This window comes from Cellulophaga sp. L1A9, from assembly GCF_009797025.1.
Taxonomy (GTDB): domain Bacteria; phylum Bacteroidota; class Bacteroidia; order Flavobacteriales; family Flavobacteriaceae; genus Cellulophaga.
The window spans coordinates 4,488,667-4,505,433 of the sequence record NZ_CP047027.1; the positions used below are offsets into that span (position 1 = coordinate 4,488,667).

Annotated in this window: 17 protein-coding genes; 14 read left to right on the forward strand and 3 right to left on the reverse strand. The window is 36.5% G+C overall.

Annotated elements, in window-relative coordinates:
- Window positions 1-31 precede the first annotated feature (31 nt).
- The 9 genes from GQR94_RS19660 (at window position 32) to GQR94_RS19700 (ending at window position 7,014) form a co-directional block, all read left to right on the forward strand.
- On the forward strand, window positions 32-511 hold the full coding sequence (locus GQR94_RS19660; RefSeq protein WP_158978460.1) for a lipocalin family protein: 480 nt from the start codon (window positions 32-34) through the stop codon (window positions 509-511).
- 4 nt (window positions 512-515) lie between these two features.
- Entirely contained in the window at window positions 516-1,208 is a 693-nt protein-coding gene (locus GQR94_RS19665) for an OmpA family protein (protein WP_158979713.1), read from the forward strand.
- Between the two features lie 85 nt (window positions 1,209-1,293).
- Window positions 1,294-2,415 carry an NAD(P)/FAD-dependent oxidoreductase gene (locus tag GQR94_RS19670; RefSeq protein WP_158978462.1) on the forward strand — a complete coding sequence of 374 codons (1,122 nt, stop codon included), beginning with the start codon at window positions 1,294-1,296 and terminating at the stop codon, window positions 2,413-2,415.
- The gene (locus GQR94_RS19675; protein ID WP_158978464.1) at window positions 2,409-3,134 is read left to right on the forward strand and encodes a methyltransferase domain-containing protein; all 726 of its coding nucleotides are present in this window, start codon (window positions 2,409-2,411) and stop codon (window positions 3,132-3,134) included. Before GQR94_RS19670 ends, GQR94_RS19675 begins: the two co-directional genes overlap by 7 nt.
- Before the next feature lie 31 nt (window positions 3,135-3,165).
- Window positions 3,166-4,221 (forward strand): type III polyketide synthase, encoded by a 1,056-nt coding sequence (locus tag GQR94_RS19680; RefSeq protein ID WP_158978466.1) that lies wholly within the window; start codon window positions 3,166-3,168, stop codon window positions 4,219-4,221.
- A gap of 1 nt (window position 4,222) precedes the next feature.
- Window positions 4,223-5,011 carry an SDR family oxidoreductase gene (locus GQR94_RS19685; protein WP_158978468.1) on the forward strand — a complete coding sequence of 263 codons (789 nt, stop codon included), beginning with the start codon at window positions 4,223-4,225 and terminating at the stop codon, window positions 5,009-5,011.
- Window positions 5,012-5,013: 2 nt separating this feature from the next.
- Window positions 5,014-5,466 carry a 3-hydroxyacyl-ACP dehydratase FabZ family protein gene (locus tag GQR94_RS19690; protein ID WP_158978470.1) on the forward strand — a complete coding sequence of 151 codons (453 nt, stop codon included), beginning with the start codon at window positions 5,014-5,016 and terminating at the stop codon, window positions 5,464-5,466.
- A complete protein-coding gene (locus tag GQR94_RS19695) occupies window positions 5,459-6,733 on the forward strand; it encodes a beta-ketoacyl synthase (protein ID WP_158978472.1) in 1,275 nt (424 codons plus the stop codon). Before GQR94_RS19690 ends, GQR94_RS19695 begins: the two co-directional genes overlap by 8 nt.
- Window positions 6,734-6,759: 26 nt before the next feature.
- Window positions 6,760-7,014 (forward strand): acyl carrier protein, encoded by a 255-nt coding sequence (locus tag GQR94_RS19700; RefSeq protein WP_158978474.1) that lies wholly within the window; start codon window positions 6,760-6,762, stop codon window positions 7,012-7,014.
- Between the two features lies 1 nt (window position 7,015).
- Here the strand turns inward: GQR94_RS19700 and GQR94_RS19705 are convergent, their stop codons facing one another.
- The gene (locus GQR94_RS19705) at window positions 7,016-7,963 is read right to left on the reverse strand and encodes a TerC family protein (RefSeq protein WP_158978476.1); all 948 of its coding nucleotides are present in this window, start codon (window positions 7,961-7,963) and stop codon (window positions 7,016-7,018) included.
- Window positions 7,964-8,168: 205 nt separating this feature from the next.
- Here GQR94_RS19705 and GQR94_RS19710 point away from each other — a divergent pair, with 205 nt between their 5' ends.
- Window positions 8,169-10,052, forward strand: a complete 1,884-nt coding sequence (locus GQR94_RS19710) for a CocE/NonD family hydrolase (protein ID WP_158978478.1) — start codon at window positions 8,169-8,171, stop codon at window positions 10,050-10,052.
- 118 nt (window positions 10,053-10,170) lie between these two features.
- Here the strand turns inward: GQR94_RS19710 and hpf are convergent, their stop codons facing one another.
- Complete coding sequence (gene hpf / locus GQR94_RS19715; RefSeq protein WP_158978480.1) at window positions 10,171-10,476, reverse strand: ribosome hibernation-promoting factor, HPF/YfiA family; 306 nt, start codon at window positions 10,474-10,476, stop codon at window positions 10,171-10,173.
- Between the two features lie 165 nt (window positions 10,477-10,641).
- Here hpf and GQR94_RS19720 point away from each other — a divergent pair, with 165 nt between their 5' ends.
- Together GQR94_RS19720 and GQR94_RS19725 are read left to right on the forward strand one after the other, a co-directional pair.
- A complete protein-coding gene (locus tag GQR94_RS19720) occupies window positions 10,642-10,983 on the forward strand; it encodes a hypothetical protein (protein ID WP_158978482.1) in 342 nt (113 codons plus the stop codon).
- 18 nt (window positions 10,984-11,001) lie between these two features.
- A complete protein-coding gene (locus tag GQR94_RS19725; protein ID WP_233268495.1) occupies window positions 11,002-11,565 on the forward strand; it encodes a DUF4251 domain-containing protein in 564 nt (187 codons plus the stop codon).
- On the opposite strand, the gene GQR94_RS19730 is transcribed toward GQR94_RS19725, so the two are convergent.
- Window positions 11,562-12,590, reverse strand: a complete 1,029-nt coding sequence (locus tag GQR94_RS19730) for a LacI family DNA-binding transcriptional regulator (protein WP_158978485.1) — start codon at window positions 12,588-12,590, stop codon at window positions 11,562-11,564. The two genes, GQR94_RS19725 and GQR94_RS19730, sit on opposite strands and share 4 nt — an antisense overlap.
- 188 nt (window positions 12,591-12,778) lie before the next feature.
- Between GQR94_RS19730 and GQR94_RS19735 the strand changes: the two genes are divergently transcribed.
- Together GQR94_RS19735 and GQR94_RS19740 are read left to right on the forward strand one after the other, a co-directional pair.
- On the forward strand, window positions 12,779-15,373 hold the full coding sequence (locus GQR94_RS19735; RefSeq protein ID WP_158978487.1) for a TonB-dependent receptor domain-containing protein: 2,595 nt from the start codon (window positions 12,779-12,781) through the stop codon (window positions 15,371-15,373).
- 71 nt (window positions 15,374-15,444) lie between these two features.
- Window positions 15,445-16,749, forward strand: coding sequence for a trehalase family glycosidase (locus tag GQR94_RS19740; protein WP_158978489.1), 1,305 nt, complete (start codon window positions 15,445-15,447; stop codon window positions 16,747-16,749).
- Window positions 16,750-16,767 lie beyond the last annotated feature (18 nt).

Genomic DNA, 16,767 nt, shown 5'->3' on the forward strand with positions numbered 1-16,767 from the left:
ATATAGTTATACCTAAATAAAAAAAGTTATTATGAGAAAAATTGTGATTCTAAGCGTAGTTTGTAGTGTGCTTTTAAGTTCTTGCATTGCATCTAAGGCTGCAAGAGAAAAGCGTAATCTAATTAGTGGAACTTGGGAACTAACTAATATTTCTTTCGAAGGGAAACCAGGGAGTTTCAAATCGGTTATATTTAATGATGCATTAGACATTTGTTTTGAAGGCAGTAATTGGTTTTTCAGAGACAATAACAGTACTGGTCGTTATACGATCGCACAATCTACCCTTTGTTCTGGAGGAGATAGATACATTCGTTGGTCAGTAATTGAAACTGATTATGGAACAAGCCAGCTGCAATTCAAGGCCATAGATGAAAAAAATAAAGATATTTCAGGAGGTTATGGGTATCGTTTAGATATTGATGCACTATCTGCTTCCAACATGAGGTTAAAATCAAATGTAATGGCAGATGGAGAACAAGTAGCCGTAGTATATGAATTTACAAAACAATAGAATGATGAAGAATATGGGATTAAAATTAGGAGTTGTACTACTAGTAGTAACAATGACCGTAAGTTGTAGTGCTGTAAAAAATGCAAACAACAAACAAAAAGGTGCCGTTATTGGTGCGGGTAGTGGAGCTGCCATTGGTGGTATTTTAGGGAACAATATTGGAAGTGGAAACAACACGGCCTTAGGTGCTATTATTGGTGCCGTAGTAGGTGGTGCAGCCGGTGGATATATTGGTAACCGCATGGATAAACAAGCAGAACGTATTGAAGAAGAAATACCTGGTGCAGAAGTAACTAGAGTAGGTGAAGGAATTAATGTAGTATTTAACGAAGATGCTGGGGTATATTTTGATACCAATAAGTCTGTCGTTAAAGGAACTTCAGCAACAACTTTAGATCGTTTGGTTGGTATCTTAAAAGAATACCCAGATTCTAACATATTGGTGGAAGGGCATACGGATAGCGCGGGTGCAGATGACTATAACATGAATTTATCTAAGCAAAGAGCAGAATCTGTGACTAGCTACTTAAATACACATGGTATTGCAGCTACTAGATTAACTACAAAATGGTATGGTGAAACACAACCAAAATCTGACAATAGTACAGCAGAAGGAAAAGCTAAAAACCGTAGAGTAGAAATGGTGATTGTAGCTAGTGATGAACTAAAGCAAGAAGCACTTCAGAAAACAAATTAAATCGTAAGATTTTTACACTTTATAAATTAAATAAATCCCGACTCTTCTGTCGGGATTTATAGTTTAAATAGGTATCTTCACTATTGTGAATACGTATGACACTATAATTATCGGAGGTGGTTTAGCCGGACTAACGGCTGCAATTCATTTAACACAAAGCAACCATCGTGTCCTTGTCTTTGAAAAACAAAAATATCCTCATCATAAAGTATGCGGAGAATATGTTTCCAATGAAATTGTACCCTATTTAAATAAACTAGGCATCTCTTTATCAGAAGCTGTCGCTATAGACACCCTTCAATTTTCTACCATTCAAGGAAATACGCTTACCACCAAATTACCCTTAGGAGGTAAAGGAATAAGCAGGTATGCCTTAGATTATACCTTATATACTAAAGCTCTAGAATTAGAAATTACTTTTTTTTTTGAAGGAGTGAACTCAGCTATTCTTAAGAACGATATTTTCTATATTGAAACTGATTCTGGCAAAAAATTTACAGCTAAAACAACGCTTGGCGCCTTTGGAAAACGTTCAAATATGGACAAGCATTTGCAGCGAAGTTTTATGGATAAAAAATCTTCTTGGCTGGGTGTAAAAGCACACTATGAGTTGCCTGATTTCCCAGATAATTTGGTTGCATTACATAATTTTAAAGGAGGATATGGGGGATTATCAAAAACAGAAACAGGAGCTATTAATTTTTGTTATTTAGCTAACTACAAGAGTTTTAAAAAAGAAAAAGACATCCATAGCTTTAACTCCAAAGTGATTTCTGAAAATCCGTTTTTACAGGCCTTTCTAAAAGATGCTACACCTATTTTTGAGCAACCGTTAAGTATTGCACAAATATCTTTTGAAAAGAAAGAAGCCGTAGAAAATCACCTGTTGATGTGTGGCGATTCCGCTGGACTTATCCATCCACTTTGTGGGAATGGAATGGCTATGGCAATTCATAGCGCAAAGATTGCAAGTGAATTACTAACGGTCTATCTAAACGCCCCAGAACCCAATAGAAAACTACTAGAAGTTACCTATAAAAAACAATGGAATAAAGCTTTTAAACAGCGTCTTTGGATGGGACGAAAATTACAGTGGCTTTTGCTCCATGATCGGGTATCAAATATCGCTATGAAAATTGTAGCAAGGTCACCCAGACTCTTACAATTACTTATCAAACAAACCCATGGAAAACCAATCGCATGTTAATTAACCTATCAAAAAGAAGCAACCAACCAGAACTGATGGACAGTTTTGATGAACCCATAGCATCCTTAGAACTTGTTTTTCAAGATATAAATAGCGTCAATAGCCTGTTGGGCGGTAATAACATCACTATCCATGCTATCCAACAATTGATGGACGGTGATAAAAAGGAACATTATACCATTGTAGACATGGGTTGCGGAGATGGAAACATGCTCAAAGAAGTGGCTTTATATTTCAGGAAACGCAACGTAAAGGCTTCGTTTATAGGCATCGATCTAAATAAAACCGCCCTTAAAATTGCCCGTAAAAACGCTAAAGAATTTCCGGAAATTAGCTTCCTTTATCAGGATATTTTGACTGTTCAAGAAAACGAATTGGAATGTGATATATTAATAAACACCTTAACCATGCACCATTTTACAGACGATCAAGTGCTAATCTTCCTAAAGAAATTTACAAAACTTGCCCAGATAGGGGTTGTTATTAATGATTTACAAAGAAGTAGCTGGGCGTACTATCTATTTCACCTGTTTAGTGCTATTTTTATAAAAACAAGAATTGCAAAAATTGATGGGCTAATCTCTATACGAAGAGCTTTTATCAAAAAGGAATTGGAATCATACGCAAAAAACCTGCCCAATGTTTCTCATGACATTCAATGGAAATGGGCCTTTCGGTACTTATGGGTCATGAAACCAATAAAAAAAGTAAAGATATAGTACGCATAATTTAAGTTAGATAAAGAAACACATGAATGATGTTAGAATAATATCGGTTGCAAAACAACTTCCTGAATACAGTAGAACGACTGCTGATATTTTGCCTTTAGTTGAAGTATGGCTTGCTGGCCAAGAAGAGCGTTTTCAGCGTAAGGTGGTAAAGATATTTGAAGGGGCTGCTGTTGATAAACGTTACAGTATTATGGCGCCCGAAGAGGTATTTGCATCCACTTCTTTTGAAGCTAAAAATAAGATCTACGTTCGGGAAGTAAAAAAATTAGGGAAGCAGGTACTACAAAAAGCCTTACAGAAATCCGATTGGGAACCAGATTCTTTGGATTATATCATCACCGTAAGTTGTACAGGCATCATGATTCCCTCTTTAGACGCCTATTTGATCAATGATTTAAATTTAAGACAGGATATTGTGCGCCTTCCCGTTACAGAAATGGGTTGTGCTGCAGGTGTTTCAGGACTTATTTACGCCACCAACTTTTTAAAAGCTAATCCAAATAAGAGGGCCGCTATTATAGCGGTTGAAAGCCCCACAGCTACTTTTCAATTAGAAGATTATTCTATGGCAAATATGGTAAGTGCTGCCATTTTTGGTGATGGTGCCGCTTGTGTCTTGCTGTCTTCGGAAGAAAATGCCACAGGGCCTAAAATCATTGGAGATGAAATGTATCATTTTAAAGATGCCACGCATATGATGGGCTTCGATTTGACGAATAATGGCTTACAAATGATATTAGATCCTGCTGTACCTGCAACTATTGCTGCGCATTTTCCTGATATTGTCCATCCCTTTTTAAAAAAGAATGGAAGTGCTATTGAAAAAGTAGATCATTTGATTTTTCATCCTGGTGGACGCAAAATAGTACAAACCGTAGAAGAGCTTTTTGGTGCCTTAGGGAAAAATATTGACGACACACGAGAGGTGCTTCGCCTTTATGGAAATATGAGTAGTGCTACTGTTTTATATGTATTAGAGCGTTTTTTAGAAAAAGATATCCCTAAAGGAGAACAAGGACTGGTATTGAGTTTTGGCCCAGGATTCTCTGCACAACGGGTTTTATTAGAATGGTAATATGACTGAAATTTCAAAAAATAAATGGGCGGTTATCCTTGGCGGAAGTAGTGGACTAGGTCTGGCTACTGCCAAAAAACTAGCGCAACATAATATTAATCTAATTATCGTTCATCGCAGCAGAAGGAGTGATTTAGCACAGATTACAGCCGATTTTGAAGCCATAAGACAACATGGAGTTCTACTTAAGAATTATAATGTAGATGGTACCAATCCCGAGAAAAGAACCGAAGTGATTGAAGATATCAAAACCTGGATAGACGCAGCGTCTATTGCTATTTTGGTACACAGTATCGCCAAAGGAAATCTTAAGCCTATGCATTCCGAAATTGAAAAAGAATTAGAGCACCAAGATTTCACGATTACCCTTGATGCCATGGCAATTAGTTTATATGACTGGACCAAAGATTTAGTAAAAAATAAGTTGTTCGCTACAGATACTCGGATAATTTCTTTTACTAGCGAGGGCAACACCAAGGCCATACCCAATTATGCGGCAGTTTCCGTTGCTAAAGTAGCTCTAGAAGCCATAACACGTAATATAGCCTTAGAATTTGCTCCTATTGGGATTAAAGCAAATTGTATTCAGGCAGGAATTGTAGAAACAGCATCGCTTAAGATGATCCCTGGATATGAACGCATAAAAGAAAGTGCCTTGCATCGGAATCCAAACAAAAAATTAACCACCCCAGAAGACGTTGCAAATGCAGTTTATCTCTTAACTATGGAGGAAGCAAAATGGATTACAGGAACGGTGATTAAAGTAGATGGGGGAGAAAGTTTGCAATAATTATGGAATACCAAACTATTATAGCGCAATTGCCTTATACGCCTCCGTTTTTATTTGTTGACGGCTTAACGGCTGTTGATTTGAATGGTGTCTCAGGATTTTATACCTTTAAAAAAGAAGCTGATTTTTACAAAGGTCACTTTAAAGATAATCCAATAACTCCAGGTGTACTCCTAACAGAATGTTGCGCTCAAATTGGGCTAGTATGCTTAGGGATTCATCTAGTTACTTCAAGTAACACTTTAAGTGATGAAGCGCTACAAATTGCGTTAACGAGTTCAGAAATGGAATACTATTTACCCGTGTATCCTGGTGAAAAAGTATATGTCACTTCTGAAAAAATATACTTTCGATTTCATAAATTGAAATGCAAAGTAAAAATGCATAATGCTGCTGGAAAACTAGTCTGTAAAGGAACTATTGCAGGAATGCTTAAAAGTAAAACGAATGAATAATCGCGTGGTCATTACAGGTTTAGGAGTTTGCGCTCCAAATGGCGTAACTATTTCAGAGTTTACCCATTCCTTAAAAAATGGAATCAGTGGTATCCGTTTCCAACAAGAATTGGATGATTTAGCCTTCGGTTGTCACATTGCAGGTAAGCCACAGGTAACAGATGCCCACAAACAGGAGTATTTTACGCCATTACAATTGCGCGCTTTAAATTCTACGGGGATTGTGTATGGAGTGATCGCCGGTGTAGATGCTTGGAAAGACGCTAAATTGCCTATTGAAGATAATACTTCTCCGGATTGGGATAACGGAATTATTTTTGGAACAGGAATACTAGGCGTAGACCAATTTAGGGAATCTATTCATTTAATTGATGCCAAAAACACCCGCCGATTAGGCAGTACCTCAGTAATGCAGACCATGGCTAGCGGCATCAGCGCTTATTTAGGAGGTATCTTAGGCTGCGGCAATCAAGTTACGACCAATTCCTCTGCATGCACTACAGGCACCGAAGGTATTTTGATGGCGTATGAACGCATTAAGTTAGGCAAAGCAAAGATCATACTTACAGGCAGTTGCAGTGATAGCGGCCCTTATGTTTGGGGCGGATTTGACGCCATGCGAATACTACCAAGAACCTATAATGATAATCCTACCAAAGCCAGCAGACCTATGAGTGCCTCCGCAACTGGTTTTGTTGCAGGAAGTGGGGCGGGGGCATTGGTATTAGAATCTTTAGAGAGCGCGTTAGAACGAGGTGTTCCTATTTATGCAGAAGTACTTGGTGGTGCGGTGAATAGTGGCGGACAAAGAGGCGAAGGTACAATGACTGCGCCAAACAGTGAAGCCGTACAACGCTGTATTACTGAGGCTGTAAAAGATGCTAATATAGCCGCAGCAGCTATTGATGTTATCAATGGACATTTAACGGCTACCGCTAAAGACGCCTTGGAAATAGAAAATTGGAGCAAAGCCTTAGGGCGTAAAGGAGGTGATTTTCCTTATATCAATTCTTTTAAAGGCATTTTTGGGCACTGCTTAGCCGCTGCAGGGAGTATTGAGGCCGTTGCGAGTATAATGCAGTTTAAAGAAGATCTCGTGTTTGGAAATATCAACTGTGAAGATCTACATCCTGAAATTACAAGTCTAATAGCTCCCCAAAAAATTCCACAACAAACCATTACGCATTCCCCCGAAATTATAGCAAAAGCAAGTTTTGGCTTTGGAGATGTAAATGCATGTGCTATTTTTAAAAGATTTAGCAATTAAACCTATCACTATTTTAAATATACCTTATGGAAACTGAAGAACGCTACCAAAAATTAAAAGAAATTATAAAAATTTACCTCCCAGAAGATGTCGCTATTTCGGAGCTTACCAACGAAAGTCATTTTATAAATGAGTTAAATATCAATTCTGCCAACCTCGTAGATATTGTGCTAGATGTTGAAGATGCGTTTGATATTACGCTAGAAAATGAAGACATGGATCAGATGCTCACTGTTAACAATGCTTTACAGATTATTCAGAATAAATTAGATGCAAAATAAGTTATGCAGTTTCTTCTTTCTCTTTAATGACCAGCGATGCTACTATACCACCAATTAATGCTAAGGCTATAATTCCTAAAGAAAGCCATTCTGGAAATTCTACTTGATGAGACAAAAGCATTTTTATACCTACAAAAGCTAAGATTACCACCAAGCTGTAGTTGATGTATCTAAATTTCTGCAACATTCTAGAAATTAAGAAATACATAGAACGCAGTCCTAATATGGCTAAAATATTAGAGGTAAAAACAATAAATGGATCTGCCGTTATAGCTAAGATGGCAGGAATACTATCTAGTGCAAATAAAATATCCGTCAACTCAATAACAATTAAGGCTACAAACAGGGGAGTAGCGGCATTCAGCCCTTTTTTCTTTACAAAAAAATCATGCCCGTTAATTTCAGAGGTTATCGGATACACTTTTTTAATCTGACGGAATACAAACGATTTTTTTGGATCAAAATCATGCTCATCACCTTTAAGCATTTTAAAAGCGGTATACAATAAGAATACCCCAAATACATAGATGATCCACTCAAATCTAGTGATTAAAGCTACCCCAAAAAAGATCATCAAAGCTCTAAAAACTATGGCTCCTAGAATTCCCCAAAACAATACGCGATGTTGGTAAATTAATGGAATTTTAAAAGAAGTAAAAATTACAGCAATAACAAACACGTTGTCAATACTTAAAGAAAGTTCTATTAAATATCCTGTAATGTACTTTAAAACGGCACCTTTTGGAGTAAGACCCGTAGGATTTTCTATTAGCCCCGCAGAGAACAGCCAATAAATCACTCCGCTAAACGCTAAAGCCACAGTTACCCAAACGGCGGTCCATATGCTCGCTTCTTTTGTTTTTATAACATGGTCTTCCTTATTAAAAACACCCAAATCAAGGGCTAAAAAAACCACAATTAACGCCAAAAATAATCCCCAAATTAACATAGCTGAATTTTAAAATGTAAATGTACAAATCATTATAATATCTTGAATAAATAAGGGTAAATTTTTATGTAAATGTAATTAAAGAATGCGATTAAGAACACATCCATAAAAGACACAGCTGCAATACATTCTTAAACTATTTTTCTTACTTTTAAAAAGAATAGCGCAACATATGCTGCGAAACTAACTAATTTCTTTAACACTCATGAAAAAAAATAACCTAATTCTGTTTTTCCTTTTTGTTTTTCTCTTCGGCATAGGAACAACGATTCAAGCACAATCAGACATTCTCAAAAAGCTAGAAAAAATAGCTATAATTGACCAAAAAGTAATGATTCCTATGAGAGACGGAATCCGATTGGCAACAGATATCTATAGGCCCAAAACTGATGGTCCTGTTCCTATAATATTTTCAAGAACGCCATACAACTTTAATACGTGGAGAGATGGTAAAGAAACAACACGCACCATGGAAACCGCCTATAAAATGGTAGAAAAAGGATATGCTTATGTGGTTCAAAACGAACGTGGAAGGTATTTTTCTGAGGGAGAATGGGATATTTTAGGAGTTCCATTAACAGATGGTTATGATGCTTTTTCGTGGATGAAAAATCAACCTTGGTCAAACGGAAAAATAGGTACTTTAGGATGTTCTTCTACGGCAGAATGGCAAATGGCGGTGGCTGCACTTGATCATCCGTCACATGCGGCTATGATTCCACAAGGTTTTGGCGCGGGTATAGGAACAGTGGGCGACTATTATGAGCAAGGGAATTGGTATCGAGGTGGTGCGGAGCAATTACTCTTTTTTTCATGGCTCTACGGTGTAGAACACGATAAGTTTAAACCACGTATTCCTGCAGGAGCTACCCAAGAAGACCTTATACGTATCTCTAGATTTTATGACCTAGCTCCGGAAAATCCTCCGGTTGATATGGCTGCGGCATTATCTCATTTACCCCTTCAAGACATTCTAAAAAACATACACGGAAAAAAAGAAATTTTTGATAAAATGGTACGCCGTAAGCCTAATGACCCCGAATGGTTTGAAGGTGGTCTTTTCCATGACACAATGGAATTGGGAGTGCCTAGCTTTTGGTTTGCGTCATGGTATGATGTTTCTATAAGTCCCAATTTAGCACTGTTTAATCATGTACGTAACAATACTAAGGATAAAGACATCAGAGACAATCAGTATTTAATCATTGCACCTACCTTACATTGCGGCTATACAAGGGCTACAGAAAACACCGTAGTTGGTGAACGTAGTGTTGGGGATGCTCGGTTGAATTATGAAGAGCAAATTTTTGCTTGGTTCGACTTATGGTTGAAGGGAGAAGCGAATGATTTTAAAGAGAAAACACCCCGCGTACAGTATTACACGATGGGAAGTAATACATGGCAAGCTTCAGAAAGTTGGCCCCCTGAAAAAGCGAAAATGAAAACCTATTACCTAAATAGTACGGGTCATGCCAATACGAATAAAGGCGATGGCGTTTTGAGTACGAAACCCCCAAAGAAAGATGATGCGGACTCCTTCATTTACGATCCTATGAATCCTGTTACTTCTTATGGCGGAAATGTATGTTGTACTGGTAATGCTGTACAAGGAGGGGCTTTTGATCAACAATCTATGGAAGGTAGAGAAGATATTTTAGTCTATACAACAGCACCATTGTCTGAAGGGGTAGAAGTTTCAGGTTTTATCGAAAGTAAATTATATATTTCTTCAGATGTAAAAGATACGGATATTACTATAAAATTAATAGACGTATATCCTGATGGAAGGGCGTATAATTTAGATGAAACGATACAGCGCGTTAGATATAGAGAAGGCTATGACAAGGAAGTATTTATGGAAAAAGGAACAGTTTATGAAGTGAATTTAACCCCTATGTCTACCAGTAATTATTTTATGGCGGGACATAGCATACGCATTGAAGTTTCAAGCAGTAATTTTCCGCGTTTTGCTAGAAACCTGAATACAGGAGGTAACAATTTTGATGAAAAAGAAGGAATTACAGCTCATAATACCATTCATCATAGCAAACAATATGCCTCTCAGATTAAATTACCGATTGTTAAATAATAACAGGATGTAAAAAACACCTATCAAACGAAGCAGCAATTTTTAAGGCTACTTCCTTTGAATCAAAAAGCCCAGACAATAACTTGCCTGGGCTTTTTAAAATACAAAATGTATATGATTATTTAACTCTACTCATTTTATCTTTTCTTTTTTTAAGCTGACGATCTAATTCATCAACAGATGAAGCTATTGATGCCTCAAAACTACCATTACTAGATTCAGCAAATAAAACTGGCCCAGGAATACTTAATTTTATATTACAAATTAGCCCTGTATCTGGAGTAGACGTATTTTCTTTTTTGAAAAATACATCTGCACGAATAATATTATCATGTTTATCAAAAAGCTTTGTAAGTTTCTTACCTGCGAAAATTTCTAATCTTTCACTTGCTTTTACGCCGTCATATTCAAAATTGATATTCATATATATACTTTTATTAAATGGTTACTAATCTTAACTCTTTTCTAATACTTAAAGATAACACATTTATTTCTTAAAGTAATTGTTAAATCTGCATTAATACCATATTAAATCATATTTAATATGAAGTATTTTTCGTACATTAAAAGTGGATTTAAATACGGGAACATGAGAGATTCAAAAATTAACACTTCACAGCAAAAAAATCTTTTAACTAATCGCAATTATTTAATCAAATTAGAGCGATATTCAAAAGAACTTGATCAATTAGATGTAAAGCTCAATAGTTACACTTGTGAGCCAAAAACGGAATATCTTTTTGAACGGAAAAGTTTGTTAAAACAACAAATGTATCGCTTAAAAAAAACGAATCAAGAAATTATTGAAACAGTTAGAGAGCGAAAAGAACTTTTAGAAAATCAAATTGATAGGATTAAAACGCAATTGGATGATTTTATTACCTTACAATCTGAATTTCACGCTTATTATTCAAGGGCACAACAACATTAAATTACTTTGGTAAACCATATGTTATTTCGCCTTTTATTTTTCTTATTTTCTGGATGTTTACTTTTAGGATGCAGCACTACCAACAAGACTATCGCTGCCACCCCTAAAAGTAAAGCTCTGGATAAACTCGTTGTGGAAAAAAAATTTTTAATTATTTCTGATCGAGCTTCACCAATGACAACAAGTAGTATGAATGCCCTCGCTAATAGCGGTTTACTAGGTCCTGGAAATTCTCCGGGGGCTATTAATTTAATAGGCAATACAAATTACCTTCGTATTAAAGGCGATAGTATCAAAGCACGCTTACCTTTCTTTGGAGAACGTCAAATAGGTGGTGGGTATAATTCTAATGATACGGGTATAAGCTTTGAAAATATACCTACAGCCTACGAACATGTTAAGAATAATAGTACACAAATACATACCGTTAAGTTTAAAATTTCAGGAGAAACAAACGAACAGTATACGTTTACCGTCTTACTTTTTCCTAATTGGACCACGGAAATTAGGGTTAACAGTTCACAAAGAACTTCTATAGGCTTTAGAGGCACAGTTTCTGAAATACCAAATGAAGAAAATTAAATAGCTTTAAAAGAAGAATCCCGTACAATCAAATTTGTCTTAATCTCAATCGTTTTAGAAATCAACTGCTTGCTTGGGTGATTGATCTCTTCTATCAATGACTTCGCTGCAATTCTACCAATACGTTCTCCAGGCTGATCTACGGTAGATAGCTCTGGCTGTATTATGGTTGAATTTATAGAATTACTAAATCCTACTACAGCAACCTCTTCGGGAATTTTCACATTAAATTTGTGCAATGCTTTAATAGCGCCAATAGCGGCATTGTCCGTAATTGCAAAAATAGCATCTGGCCTTACTTTCTGACTCAATAAAACATTCGTAAGTCGCTTGCCATTATTCAATGAAATGTCTTCCGTACTCTGTACTAATTTTGGATCGAACGGAATACCATACGTTTTTAAAGCTCTTTTATAACCTTCAAAGCGTTTTTCAGAATTGAAGGAATTCTCCGTTTCTTTAAGGATGGCGATTCTTTTTTTTCCTAAACCAATTAAATGTTCTACAGCATTGAAAGCCGCTTCTTCCTCATTTATTACAATCTGAGTACAAGGTACTTTTTCTGAGACTTTATCAAACAATACTAAGGGAATCCGCTGTAACGTTTCCAATACCTGATGGATAGATTTTGTTTTTTTCGCTAAAGACAACAAAATGCCATCGGCACCAAATTGTAACATCGTTTGTAACATTTCAGCCTGCTTGTCTTCACTATTGTTTGATTCTGAGATAATAACCCGATACCCATTTTGTTCCGCTTCGATTAATACTCCCTTTAATAAAGTGGAGGTATATAAGTGTGAAATATTAGGCACAATTACCCCTAAAATATGTGTTCTATGGGAGCGGAACCCTTTTGCGAACAGATTGGGAACATAATTTAACTTTTCAGCTAAATCTTTAACCCTTTGAACCGTGCGCTCACTAATATCAGGATGATCATTTAAAGCTCTTGATACTGTTGACACAGAGAGACTTAAACGCTCTGCGAGGTCTTTTAATGTAACTGTCGTTTTTTTTTCCATCTTCGAAAATGATAGCGTTTGCCAATTTTTTACGGGTCCAAAAGTAAATTTAACATTTTGCAAACGTTCCCGCAATCGTTTGCATAAGAAATTTATAAAATTCCTATCAAATTAATGTGTTATCCATATAAATTTAGCCTGTAATTAAATAATTAACTCAAAAAACAGTATTAACTAAACAAAAAATTATGAAGAATTTAATTTTTGCATTCGTTTGCATCCTTGGATTTTCTAGTGCTGCTGCACAGACAGAAGTGAAAGGTGTGGTAACAGATGATTCAGGAATACCCGTTGCAGGTGCCAACATTATTATTAAGGGTACCACCGCAGGAACTATTTCCGATTTTGACGGAAATTACAGTTTAAACTCAGATTTAACTGGCTCACAAACTATTCGCGTTACCTATATTGGATACGGAGCGGTTGAGAAACAAGCCACATTAAATGGAGGCACTGTACAGGTAAACATTGTAATGATAGAAAGTGGGGAACAATTAGATGAAATATTGTTGACAGCAACATCTACGACAAGGTCGCAGAAAGAATCTCCTTTATCTGTTACCTCTTTAGGCGCTAAACAGCTAGCAAAAGCGAATACAAGCAGTCAAGCTGATATTCTAATTGGTGTTCCTGGTATTACTGCTGAAGGTGGTGGTGGTGAAGTAGCCTCAAACGTTTTTGTTAGAGGATTGCCTTCTGGTGGTCAATACCAATATACACCTTTACAGATTGACGGCATGCCTGTTTTGAGCACGTTCGGACTTAACTCTTCTGCGCATGATGTTTATTTTAGAAATGATATCGGTATTAAAAATTTAGAATTTGTACGTGGGGGTTCTTCTATATTATACGGAGTAGGATCTGTCGCTGGTATTATTAACTACAACAGCATCACAGGTGGTGTAAATCAGAAAACAACAATTCGTACAGAAGTGGCTACAAACTCTCGCTACAAGGCAGATTTTGTGACTAGTGGTCCTTTAGGTGGCGAAGATTCTAATACCTTTTACGCGCTTTCTGGTTTCTATCGTTATGATGACGGACCTATTAAAACAGGATTACCAACAGAAGGGTTTCAATTAAGAGGGAACCTTAAGCAGGTGACTAAAAATGGTTCAATTACTTTTTCTGGCCAATTTATAGATGATAAAGTACAGTTCTTTTTACCTTATCCTTTAGAAGGTGGTTCTCGTGACCGTCCTACTGGTAATGATGGAAATACGATTTATACCTTACAAACAGCCGCGGCATCAAACATTTCGTACCGAACACCAGATGGGGTGTATGAATCTCCTATTGAAGATGGGGTTGCTACAAAAGGCGGATTTTTCCTAACGCATTTCAAGCATAATTTTTCTGATAATTTAAAAATGGATGCCAAGTTGCGTTACTCTAAATATGCACACCAGTTTAATTTATTTTTAGATGGTAGTGGGGTTAGCGGTGCTAATGTTGTAGAAACGCAAACAGAATATTTAGCCGCAAGAGGTTTAACAGGTGGAGATTTCACCTATTTAAACGGACAGCCCTTAGCTGCTGATGCCTTATTATTTGAAAACCGACTTCTAGACAGAACAAGACCTTTGTCTGAGACCATGGCAGATATTAAATTAACAAGAACAGCTGGGGATCACACCATCACAGGGGGTACTTTTATTTCTAGATCTACCGCAGGAGATTTTAATGTCATCACCAACTATTTAGGGGAATATAATAATAGCCCCGATTTAGTAGAGCTTTCTGGGTATTCTATAAACGGGGTGACCAATAGAGGTACTGCGTATACCAACAGAAATATTTCTAGTAATAAAATTGCCTTGTTCTTAGCAGATGAAATTAAACTAGAGCGTTGGAATTTAGATTTTGGAGTTCGTTACGAGCGTGCTTCTGGAGATATTGAAAACGAAGGCTCAACTTCTTATGCTGTTGATAATACTGGAATAGCTAATTTAGACAATGTTACATGGGGTAATGGAAGCTGGACAAGAGGGCACGTTTCGGCAGATGACTTTGCCGTTGCTTTAGCTGGCTTGTACAAAGTAAGTGATGCGCTTAGTGCCTATGGTAACTTTTCTAGAGGCTATTTCTTCCCAGAATTAAGAGGAACTAAATTTGATGATTTTGGAAACCCTAGTAGTTATGATACAGAAAAAATTGTTCAAGGAGAAGTAGGGGTGAAATACGGAAAAAATAACTTCTCTGGTACGGGTGCTTTTTATGCCATAAACCTTAACGACCGTAGAGTTGTTAACTTCATCAATGCTCCAGGTGGCGGGTTTATTGAGGATGTAGATACACAAGACACCAAAACTTTTGGTTTTGAAGGTACCTACAACTGGAGATTTGTTCAAGATTTTAGCTTAAACGGTTCGCTAACCATACAAAGTCATGAAATCAGTACCTCTACTGCAAACCCAGAATTTGAAGGGAATAAGATTTCTAGACAGCCAAACTTTATAAATGCTATTGGTTTAGAGTATGATAACGCCGTATTTGATGCTGGTTTTAATTACAACTATACCGGTAAAAAATATACAAATGATTCAAATACGATTGAGTTAGATGCTATCAGTATTGCAAACTTAAATCTAGGATATACCTTTAAGACAGATGAAGATGGCGGTAGTGTTAGACTTGGTGCTCAAGTATATAACTTATTTAATTCTGAAGGAATTACAGAAGGTTCTCCACGATTGAATAACACACAAACAGAAGAAGCATATTTCGTTGGGAGACCAATTTTACCAACACGTGTATTCTTAAACGCGACATTTACTTTTTAAGTTAAGTTTTTATTATTGACCAAACACATTGGTTCCTGAGAGCTTCCAATGTGTTTTAATTCTATTTATTTATGAAAGAACATTTAATCAAACAGGCCATAAGCATTTTAGATGAAAACTTCCAAGAGGGTGGTTTTACAATACCTTGTAAAGGCTTATATCCTTTTCAATGGAAGTGGGATAGTGGTTTTATTGCTATTGGACAAGCACATTATGATATTGAAAAAGCGAAAACTGAAATCGCGACCTTATTAGATGCGCAATGGGAAAACGGATTCATTCCGCATATCATTTTTCACAATGAAACTGATTCTTATTTTCCGGGAGCAGACGTACACCGCTCAGATTTGAGTCCGCTTGCTTCAAAAAAATACAAATCTACAGGAATGACACAACCTCCAGTTACAGGTTTTGTACTTGAAGAAATGTATCGCATCGCAAAAGACAAAGAAGCTATTTTAAGCTATATCGCTACTCAAATAGATAAAGTATATGACAATCACGTTTATTTCTATACCCATAGAGATATACATAATGAAGGCCTTGTTTTTATCTATCACAATTGGGAATCTGGCACCGATAATTCTCCTATTTGGGATGATATCTGGAAAACGATGAATCCGCCAGATTATACCTTTGAGCGCAGGGATACAACTCATGTAGATGCTTCACAGCGCCCAACAAAACGCGAGTATGATCATTATTTAAATATTATAGAAATTGCTAAAGAGCACAACTATAACGATGCTAAAATTGCCGCACATTCACCTTTCCTTGTTTTGGATCCTTTATTTAATGCGATGCTGATAAAATCTAATGAATCGCTTATCAATTTATACCGATTATTAGGCGATACAGGAAAAGTAGCCCAACTAGAAAAATGGCAAAAAAAGAGTATTAAAGGCTTCAATAAAAAATTGTGGGACGACAAACTTAACGCGTATGTTCATTACGATTTAAAAATAGACAAGCCTATCCGTTTTGTAACTTCTTCATCCTTTTCCGCTTTATATGCAGGGATTCCTAATCAAGAGAGAGCAAATCTTTTAATACAAACCATGATGGGGAAATTTGGGAGCGAAGAATTATACTTGTGTGCTTCATTTGACCCACATAGTGATCGTTTTGATCCTAAAAAATACTGGAGAGGTCCCGTTTGGATAAATATGAACTGGATTCTGTACAAGGGGCTAAAACGCTATGGTTTTAATGACATTGCGCAGCGTGTCAAAGAAGATTCTATAGCATTAATAGAAAATAACGGCTTTTTTGAGTATTTTAATCCTATTAAAAAAGTAGGAGAAACCGAAAAGATCGGGTATGGTGGTAATAACTTTTCATGGAGTGCTGCATTGCTTATAGATATGCTTAAATAACCACAAAACCAACCAACA